This is a genomic window from Moritella sp. JT01 (assembly GCF_001574435.1).
In the GTDB taxonomy this organism is placed as follows: Bacteria; Pseudomonadota; Gammaproteobacteria; order Enterobacterales; family Moritellaceae; genus Moritella.
Map to the genome: position 1 here is coordinate 163,207 of NZ_LOCN01000003.1, position 9,932 is coordinate 173,138.

Sequence of the window (9,932 nt, forward strand, 5' to 3'; positions counted from 1 at the left end):
TATTACTGGTTCGTGACAGTTAGTCATTGTAAATGTGGCGTCATTATCATCATCGTTGGTAATGACGCTATCTTTTAGGTGACGATTTATTCTGTGATTGACCTGTTTTTAGCGACCTATTTTATCTATTAACCTATCTGTATATCTAAGCTTCGGTCATTTCAGCAATCAAGGTTGGTGATATCTTTGCTAGATCACAATTAAACATATCATGGTCTAGGGTATCTGGCAGAGCCAGTTTAAGTTTGGCATAAAAACGATTGTTATCAGATTGCCACAGATCTTTGCTGTGTGTTGTGATCGCTTTTAACTCAATACCGTGCTGCGTTAATATTTTAGATACTTCGTTGATAATTCCCGGACGGTCATTATCTTGGATAATAAGGCAGGGTGATTTTTGCCAAACACTTTGATTTTTACCTTCGGCGAAATTTATGGTTAGGCCAGGGATCAGGCTTAATGCTTCACATAAATCGCGGTAATATTCATCTTCTACTGAAATTTGTAAGATACCTGCAAATTGTCCTGCTAGCTCACTCATGTTACTTGCTAACCAGTTTCCCTTATGCTCGGCGACGACACGTGATAAGTTGTTTATGAGACCTGATTTATCATCACCAATAAGCGTTACGATAAGTTGTTTAAGCATTACTAAGCCCTATATAAAAAATCCGGTGTAAAACGTTTTGTTTTAGCTACTTCGATCACTTAATATGATGCGCCATACTATATGCAAATAGCATGTATAAATATAGCATCGGTATCTAAATATCAGAGCTTAGTCTAGCTAATATACCCAAGTTACTTCAAGATGCTATATCAGAGACGAGCAGGGATATCAGAACAAGGCACAATATGTAGGTAATGGTTATTCCATTTTCAAATATTGTAACGCTGTGCTGTTATTCCTGCTCGCCTCCCGTAGGGCAAACCGAATGAAGGAATCTTCGGCGTTATGAAGTCTTGATTTAGAATAACTAAATCCTCGACTTCATGCCTTGAATATCCTCTCCTTTCGGTTTGCTGATTGTGCATCTAGAGGTAGCTTGGGTATAGAATTTATTTAACGTTGTTGAGTGATGTCATATAACTGTCATAAATATTACATATAATCGCACTGTGATTAATTAAGGCTAAATACGAGGAAGAGATGGCTGAACAGTTTTCTTTAACGATTGCGGGCTCCCGTAAACGTCTAATTAAAGATAAACTCGCAGAATATGGTATTAAAATGGGCGGTGGTATTGTACTGATGACACTGTTGCTAATATTTTTCTACCTGCTGTATGTAGTTTATCCGGTTTTTGAATCGGCGAAAATAGAATCTAAAGCACAATACAGTCAATCTTTTGCTGGTAATACTTATGCATTAGCGATGGAAGAGCAAAATGAAATTGCTTACCGTTATAGTGAGTTAGGTATTAACTTCTTTAACACTTTAGATCCCAAGGTTGAGTTGATGCAATATGCATTACCACAGCCGGCAACGTCATTTGGTCAAACAGGACCAACATCACCTGTCGTTGTATTTGGTTTTAATGATGGTAACGCGTTAGTTGCGGAAGCTGATTTCGATGTCACCTATCCTGGTGATAAGCGTCTTATCACACCACAAGTTAATTTCCCATTCGGTGAGCAACAAATTGAAGTTGACAGTCAAGGGCAAGCATTAAAACATATTGCCATTGAAGTTGAAGGTGAAGATGCGGCTATCGTTGCAGTGACGGCGGATAACCGCGGTATATTGCTACGTTATACTGCAGAAGAAAACTTCATGACGGAAGAGTTGGTATGGAGCAGCGAAACAATTGAACTGCCTTCAATGCCAAAGGATATTGAACAAGTATTGTTAACACCAAATTTCCGCTTTATTTTCATGCGCAGTGGTAACAAACTTTCTATCTATGATATTCGTGATACGGATGATATTTCGATTGTTGAAGTGTTAGATATTAATGAAAAACAACAAAACGTGACCCACGTTGCATTGTTAACAGGCGCAAGTTCATTACTGGTCGCGAATGATAACGGTGTCGTGAGTCAATGGTTTGAAGTGGCGAAAGATGGCGAGCGTAAGTTCACTAAAATTCGTCAGTTTGATGCGCAATCAAGTGTCATTGATATTACCACTGAATATTCTCGTAAAGGTTTCATGACGGTTGGGGTGGATAATAGCCTTACCATTTTTCACGCCACAGGTGAAACCAAACTATTACACCAAGACCTTGGTATGGGTGCACTTCAACATATTGCAATTTCTCCTCGTGCAAACGCTTTCTTAGTTGAATCAGAACAGGGTATTGGATTTTATAAGCTAACCAATGAGCATCCAGAAGTGACATGGAGCGCATTGTGGCAAGAAGTTTGGTATGAAGGCTATCCAGAACCCGATTATGTTTGGCAGTCGACTTCGGCATCCGATGACTTTGAACCGAAACTAAGCTTAGTGCCAATCACATTTGGTACCATTAAAGCCGCATTTTATGCGATGTTATTTGCAGTGCCAATTGCGGTAGCAGGTGCGATTTATACCGCTTACTTCATGAATACCGGTTTACGGAAAGTAATTAAACCAACGGTTGAAATCATGGAAGCATTACCAACCGTGATTCTAGGGTTCCTTGCTGGCCTATGGTTAGCACCGTTTGTTGAAATGAATTTACCGGGTGTGATGATGATTGTGGTGCTCTTGCCATTTTCAACCGTGTTAGTGGCCGCAATTTGGCATTTCTTACCCCAAAAATTCATTAATCGTATCCCGCAAGGGGCACACGTCATTATCTTATTACCTGTGTTATTACTTGTGGGTTACTTCTCGATATCGGTTAGTCCATTTGTGGAAGACCTAGTCTTTAATGGTGATGCACGTGCTTATATCAATGACATCTTTGGTTTCGACCAACGTAACTCACTGATTGTTGGTATTGCGATGGGCTTTGCGGTTATTCCTACTATTTTCTCGATTGCTGAAGATGCGATTTTTAGTGTACCAAAGCATTTAACGCAAGGTTCATTGGCATTGGGGGCGACGAGTTGGCAGACGCTGGTTAAAGTTGTATTGCTCACTGCTAGTCCGGGTATTTTTTCGGCAGTCATGATGGGCTTAGGTCGTGCGGTTGGCGAAACAATGATTGTATTAATGGCAACCGGTAATACGCCAGTAATGGACTTCAATATCTTCTCTGGTATGAGAACATTGGCAGCCAACATTGCAGTCGAAATGCCGGAATCAGAAGTGGGTAGCTCGCATTACCGCGTACTGTTCTTAGCGGCATTCGTACTCTTTATTCTGACGTTTGTATTCAATACGATTGCGGAATACGTGAGACAGCGTTTACGTGAAAAATACAGCGCGATTTAATCTAAGGCTTGTAATAGGATATTAAAATGAAAAATTGGTTTCGCTCAGGATCGCCTTGGATATGGATGACAGGTGGTGCTGTAAGTATAAGTTTGATTGCTGTTCTTGGTTTGTTAATGTTGATCGCATGGCGTGGTCTGACTTATTTCTGGCCAAGTACGATACATGAATTTAATGTACAGCTTGAAGATGGCTCTAGTCGCGTTGTTATTGGCGAGATCTATGATCGTGAAGTCGTGCCTATTCAACGTCTGCTTGAAGCAGGGGTGAAGATTGACCCAACGTTAGAAACGGTAGAGCGAATTTTGGTGAAAACCGGTAACCGTGAATATGTTGATCTTGATTTCAGCTGGTTACTTGGACCGGCAATTACGCAACAATCAACACCTGCTGCATTGGCTGTGATTGAACGTTTTACTAATGGTAACTTTTATGGTTATCCGGTTGCAGTCGAAGAAGATGGGGTGAAGAAAACCTTAACGTCTGCTGCACAATTGGACGTTTTGATTGAGCGTGCTGTTGCACTAAACGATAAAGCACAAGATCTACAGAAAGGTGAAATTAGTTCGGTTAACTATGAATTAGAGCGTATTCGTTTAAAGTTACGCAGTTATGAATTAAAAGACGAACTGACTAGCGAGATTGAAACGAAATATAGCAAGATCGCTGAGGAATTGCGTGCTGAATATCAAATTTATGAAACGCAATTATTCAGTTATCGTGACCAAGCTAACCGTGATGCCGTTTTCGTCAAAGACATGCGTGGTGAAGAAGTTAGAATTCCATTATCAAATGTACTTGAAGTGACCTACCCGAACAACATGGGTATTGTGAGTAAAATCATGCATTGGTTTGGTAACATGGGTAGCTTCGTAACAAGTGACCCACGTGAAGCAAACACGGAAGGTGGTGTATTTCCGGCTATCTTTGGTACTATCTTCATGGTGATGTTGATGGCTGTTATGGTGACACCATTAGGTGTGGTTGCAGCGATTTACCTACACGAATATGCCCCGAAGAATGGGCTGACGAAAATGATCCGTATCGCGGTGATTAACCTCGCAGGTGTACCATCAATCGTATACGGTGTATTTGGTCTGGGTTTCTTTGTTTACATGTTAGGTGGTTCAATTGATGATCTATTCTACCCTGAGTCATCACCATCACCGGTATTTGGTTCACCAGGCGTATTATGGTCGGCATTAACATTGGCTATTTTAACGTTACCGGTTGTGATTGTATCAACGGAAGAAGGCTTATCACGTATTCCAACATCATTACGTCAAGGTTCGCTAGCACTAGGAGCAACGAAGTTTGAAACGTTATGGCGTATTATTGTGCCAATGGCAAGTCCGGCAATTATGACGGGTCTTATTCTTGCTGTGGCCCGCGCTGCGGGTGAAGTAGCCCCCTTGATGCTGGTGGGTGTGGTTAAACTAGCCCCGACATTACCAGTTGATATGAACTTTCCGTATGTTCACGTTGAACGTAAATTCATGCACCTAGGTTTCCACATTTATGATGTTGGCTTCCAAAGTCCAAACGTAGAAGCGGCAAGGCCATTAGTTTATGCCACGTCGTTTTTGTTGGTCACGGTTATTATCGGACTCAACTTAACCGCCATTGGCGTGCGTAACCATTTACGTGAAAAATTCAAAAATTTAGAACTATAGATCTCTAACTGTTACGTTAGCTTGTAAATTTAGACCTGCTAGGTTATAGACACGATCTGTTGGATTATAGACATAGAAAATGGAAAGCAGCTGCTAAAGTGGCTGCTTCAATAGGAAAGAAAATGATTGATATTAGTTCAAATATGACTGATGCAGTAAGCCTAGATGTTGCTAACTTATCAGCAGAAGATACGGCATTAGAAATTAAAAACTTAGACTTATTTTATGGCGACAAACAGGCATTGTTTGATATCAGTATGAAAATACCGAAAAAACAAGTCACCGCTTTTATTGGCCCATCGGGTTGTGGCAAATCAACATTATTACGTTGTATTAACCGCATGAATGATTTAGTTGATATCTGTCATATTAAAGGCGATATTAATTTACGTGGTAAAAACATTTACGACCGTGATGTTGATGTAGCGACACTACGTCGTAACGTTGGTATGGTGTTCCAGCGTCCTAATCCATTTCCTAAATCGATTTATGAAAATGTGGTTTATGGTTTACGCTTACAAGGCATCAATGACAAACGTCGTTTAGACGAAGCGGCAGAATCTTCATTGCGTGGCGCTGCGATCTGGGATGAAGTTAAAGACCGTTTACATGATAATGCATTTGGCTTATCCGGTGGTCAGCAACAACGCCTGGTGATTGCCCGTGCCATTGCCATTGAGCCAGAAATTTTATTACTGGATGAACCAACATCAGCACTGGATCCTATCTCGACATTAGTGATTGAAGAACTCATCACTGAACTGAAGAAAAAATTCACTGTCGTTATCGTCACGCACAACATGCAACAAGCGGCACGTGTATCCGATCATACTGCTTTTATGTACATGGGTAAATTGGTCGAATATTCAGATACTAATACCTTATTTACCACACCTGCGAAGAAGCAAACAGAAGATTATATTACTGGTAAATATGGTTAATTTAACTCTTTTTTGATTTTAATAAAGAGTTTGGATTTAATAAAGAATTAGCGTCACGAGACGCAAAGGATAACACATGGATAATTTAACATTAGGCCGTCATATTTCTGGTCAATTTAATGCAGAATTAGAAAGCATCCGTAATCAAGTAATGGTGATGGGTGGACTGGTTGAAGAACAGTTAAATTCAGCAATTGAAGTTTTATCATCACAAGATATTGATACAGCAAACAAGATCATCGATACAGATAAAAGCGTCAACTCAATGGAAGTGGCGATTGATGAAGCTTGCACACGTATTATTGCCAAGCGTCAACCAGCGGCAAGTGATTTACGTCTCGTCATGGCGATTATTAAAACAATTACCGATTTAGAGCGTATCGGTGATGTTGCAGATCGAATTGCACGTACCGTGATTGAAAACCGTAACAAAAAATCACCACCGCTCGTTAGTATGGAAAATATGGGGCGTCATACAATAAAAATGTTACATGATGTATTAGATGCTTTCGCGCGTATGGATGTTGATGCGGCATTTAAAGTATACCAAGAAGACGTTAAAGTTGACCGTGAATACGAAAGTATCATCCGTGAGTTAATGACGTACATGATGGAAGATCCACGTTCAATCCCACAAGTATTGAACGTATTGTGGTGTGCGCGTGCACTAGAGCGTGTTGGAGACCGTTGTCAGAACATCTCTGAATACATCATTTACTTTGTTAAAGGTAAAGATATTCGTCATATTAATCACGATGAAGTAAGAGACTTACTAGAAAAATAATCGCGTTATATATCCGAATTATAGTTAATGATTAAAGCCTTGTTTATCAATTGATAAACAAGGCTTTTTTATTTTTATCATTGAATGTAAGCTCCGCTATTATCTAATATTTAACTTCATTTTACTTTACAAGTCTAACCAGCATGCGACTATATCAGCCATTAACCTGAGCTTGTATTTCACGAAAAGGATTATAGTAATGCATTCTGTGCTGACGGCTGCCGATGGCAGAAAAATAAAACTGTTTGCTTGGCTACCAGAGCAAGAAGTCCGTTACGTTATGGTGTTAAGCCACGGCATGGCAGAGCATATACAAAGATATGAAGCGTTTGCGCTGGCTTGTAACACGGCCGGTATTGCGGTTTATGGTGCTAATCATCGTGGTCATGGCGCAGATGCTCAAGTATTAGGTCATTATGCAGATAACAACGGTTGGCAGAAAGTGATCAGTGATCTCGACCTTATCATCGATGATGTAACTCAGCGCCATACCGTACCCTTAGTATTATTTGGCCACAGTATGGGATCCTTTATTGCCCAGCAATATGCCATTTTACACGGTAGTAAATTGAATGGTTTGGTACTCAGTGGTTCTAATTACCAAAATCCAATCATGTACAAGTTGGCCACTTTAGTCAGTAAAATCGAAAAAATGCGTATCGGTGCGAGAGCGCCAAGTCGTTTCTTAGACTTTGTGTCGTTTGGTGCTTTTAATCGTAAATTTAAACCAGTACGAACACCATCGGATTGGTTAAGTCGTGATCCGAAACAAGTCGATAAGTACATTCATGATGATTATTGTGGTTTCTCGTGTAGTCCACAATTTTGGTTGGATTTTATGTCTGGTTTAATCACCATTAGCCAAAAATCAGAAATAGCAAAAATCCCGAAGCATTTACCGATTTATCTTTTTAGTGGTGATAAAGATCCGGTCGGTTTACAAGGTAAGGGTGTATTAGCATTAGAACAATATATTACTAACAATGGTTGTGAAAAGGTATGGTGTAAACTTTATCCAGATGGTCGCCATGAGATGTTAAATGAGTCTAATTATAATGAAGTATTTAATGACGTAATCGATTGGGTTATATCAAAAATAATCGTATAGAAAGGTGCTTTAAAGCTTCAGTTGAAAGTGAGTTCCGCTTCAGTTTTAGTTGATTTTTGCTAAAGCGAAACGCTTTAATTTGACACCCTGTCATTAGTGTGAAATATGTTGCATTTATTGCGTACTTGTTGCAATGTGTAGGTCGATAGAGCAATTCGTACAGATGTTTAAAACAATAGAAGGTTATTCTTCCGTTGCTGACAGATGAGGAATTGTGGCCAATACATATATTTCAACGGAGTGAAGCTATGACTGCCAATACCCAGTCTAATGAAACAGGTTCTCTGGTTTTCCATGGGGAAATCAATCAAGAACAACAACAGATCCTAAATCCTGAAGCAGTTGCTTTGTTGACTGAGTTAGTCGAAAAGTTCGCTCCTCAAGTTGATGAGTTACTTAACCAACGTGTAAAAAAACAAGCGCGTATGGATGCTGGTGAACTCCCAGATTTTTTACCTGAAACGGCTCATATTCGCGAAGCCGATTGGAAAATTCAAGGTATCCCTGCAAAACTTCAAGATCGTCGCGTAGAAATTACTGGTCCAGTTGACCGTAAGATGGTGATTAATGCACTAAACGCACGCGTTAAAGTATTCATGGCTGATTTTGAAGATTCATTCGCGCCAACCTGGAGCGGTGTATTAGATGGTCAAGTTAACTTACGTGATGCTGTGAATGGGACGATTGAATATACCAATCCAGCGAACGGTAAACACTACTCTTTAGATGATGATCCCGCGACACTTATCTGTCGTGTTCGTGGTCTGCATTTACCAGAAAAGCACATTACTTTTAACGGTAAAATTGTACCGGGTTGTTTAGTTGATTTCGCACTGTTTTTCTCTAACAATTACGAAACGCTATTAGCAAAAGGTGCTGGTCCTTATTTCTATGTACCTAAACTACAAAGTCATCATGAATCAAAATGGTGGAGTGAAGTATTCAGCTATGCAGAAGACAAAGTAAATCTAGATCGCGGTACGATCAAAGCAACACTGCTCATTGAAACTATCCCTGCTGTATTCGAAATGGAAGAAATTCTATATAGCATGAAAGAGCACATCGTTGCCCTTAACTGTGGTCGTTGGGATTATATCTTTAGTTATATCAAAACACTGCGTAAACATGCTGATCGTGTATTACCCGATCGTCACTCAGTAACGATGGACAAATCTTTCCTTAGTGCTTATTCACGTTTATTAATTAAAACATGTCATAAACGTGGAGCCCTTGCGATGGGCGGTATGGCTGCATTTATTCCTGCTAAAACAGTCGAAGCAAACGATAAAGTGTTAACTAAAGTAACCGCAGATAAGACCCTTGAAGCAAAAAATGGTCATGACGGTACTTGGGTTGCTCACCCTGGCTTAGCAGATACTGCAATGGGTGTGATGAATGAATATATCGGTGAAGGTAATGCTAATCAAATTAATGTTCTACGTGAAGACGATGCACCAGTAACGGCAGCAGAGCTACTTGAACCTTGTTCTGGTGAACGAACTGAAACGGGCATGCGTTTAAATATCCGTATTGGTGTTCGTTATTTAGAAGCATGGATTTCGGGTAATGGTTGTGTGCCTATCTACGGTCTAATGGAAGATGCGGCAACCGCTGAAATCTCTCGTGCGTCAATTTGGCAGTGGATCCAACACGGTAAAACACTGAGTAACGGGAAAGTTGTAACAAAAGAATTATTCTGCCAATTATTACAAGAAGAGCTTGTGGTGATTCGTGATGAAGAAATTGGCGTTGAAGCTTACGAGCAAGGCCGTTTTACTGAAGCGTCTAAATTGTTTGAAGAGTTAACGGTCAGCGATCACCTTGCTGAGTTCTTAACGCTGCCTGGTTATGATTTCTTAGATTAGAAATTTTTGGAATAGGGCGAGGTTAGGTTATCTCGTCATATTCTTGTTGTATCAAGTATTAAAATAATTATTAAAGGAATAAAAATGTCTATATACAAAAATGATATCGATGCAGTTGCTACACTAAAATCTGAACAAGGCTCGAAATGGGCCGCTATTAACCCTGAATATGCAGCGCGTATGCGTGCTCAAAACCGTTT

At 40.0% G+C, this 9,932-nt stretch carries 7 protein-coding genes; 6 read left to right on the forward strand and 1 reads right to left on the reverse strand.

Going from position 1 to position 9,932, the window contains the following annotated elements:
* Window positions 1–145 precede the first annotated feature (145 nt).
* Complete coding sequence (locus AKG98_RS03505; protein ID WP_067041471.1) at window positions 146–649, reverse strand: glycine cleavage system protein R; 504 nt, start codon at window positions 647–649, stop codon at window positions 146–148.
* 501 nt (window positions 650–1,150) lie between these two features.
* On the opposite strand from AKG98_RS03505, the gene AKG98_RS03510 reads away from it, so the two are divergent.
* From AKG98_RS03510 to aceB, 6 genes are all read left to right on the forward strand, one after another.
* On the forward strand, window positions 1,151–3,361 hold the full coding sequence (locus AKG98_RS03510) for an ABC transporter permease subunit (RefSeq protein WP_067041473.1): 2,211 nt from the start codon (window positions 1,151–1,153) through the stop codon (window positions 3,359–3,361).
* A gap of 26 nt (window positions 3,362–3,387) precedes the next feature.
* On the forward strand, window positions 3,388–5,034 hold the full coding sequence (pstA, locus tag AKG98_RS03515; RefSeq protein WP_067041476.1) for a phosphate ABC transporter permease PstA: 1,647 nt from the start codon (window positions 3,388–3,390) through the stop codon (window positions 5,032–5,034).
* 122 nt (window positions 5,035–5,156) lie between these two features.
* Entirely contained in the window at window positions 5,157–5,975 is an 819-nt protein-coding gene (gene pstB / locus AKG98_RS03520) for a phosphate ABC transporter ATP-binding protein PstB (protein WP_067041480.1), read from the forward strand.
* A gap of 76 nt (window positions 5,976–6,051) precedes the next feature.
* A complete protein-coding gene (gene phoU, locus AKG98_RS03525) occupies window positions 6,052–6,759 on the forward strand; it encodes a phosphate signaling complex protein PhoU (RefSeq protein WP_067041483.1) in 708 nt (235 codons plus the stop codon).
* Between the two features lie 199 nt (window positions 6,760–6,958).
* Entirely contained in the window at window positions 6,959–7,867 is a 909-nt protein-coding gene (locus AKG98_RS03530; RefSeq protein ID WP_067041486.1) for an alpha/beta fold hydrolase, read from the forward strand.
* A gap of 248 nt (window positions 7,868–8,115) precedes the next feature.
* On the forward strand, window positions 8,116–9,732 hold the full coding sequence (gene aceB, locus AKG98_RS03535; protein WP_067041490.1) for a malate synthase A: 1,617 nt from the start codon (window positions 8,116–8,118) through the stop codon (window positions 9,730–9,732).
* The last annotated feature ends 200 nt before the right edge of the window (window positions 9,733–9,932 follow it).

What these genes read in the sequence shown, in the direction of transcription:
- AKG98_RS03505 (WP_067041471.1), bottom strand. Translation starts at nt 649, where the DNA reads ATGCTTAAACAACTTATCGTAACGCTTATTGGTGATGATAAATCAGGT.
- AKG98_RS03510 (WP_067041473.1), top strand. Translation starts at nt 1,151, where the DNA reads ATGGCTGAACAGTTTTCTTTAACGATTGCGGGCTCCCGTAAACGTCTA.
- pstA (WP_067041476.1), top strand. Translation starts at nt 3,388, where the DNA reads ATGAAAAATTGGTTTCGCTCAGGATCGCCTTGGATATGGATGACAGGT.
- pstB (WP_067041480.1), top strand. Translation starts at nt 5,157, where the DNA reads ATGATTGATATTAGTTCAAATATGACTGATGCAGTAAGCCTAGATGTT.
- phoU (WP_067041483.1), top strand. Translation starts at nt 6,052, where the DNA reads ATGGATAATTTAACATTAGGCCGTCATATTTCTGGTCAATTTAATGCA.
- AKG98_RS03530 (WP_067041486.1), top strand. Translation starts at nt 6,959, where the DNA reads ATGCATTCTGTGCTGACGGCTGCCGATGGCAGAAAAATAAAACTGTTT.
- aceB (WP_067041490.1), top strand. Translation starts at nt 8,116, where the DNA reads ATGACTGCCAATACCCAGTCTAATGAAACAGGTTCTCTGGTTTTCCAT.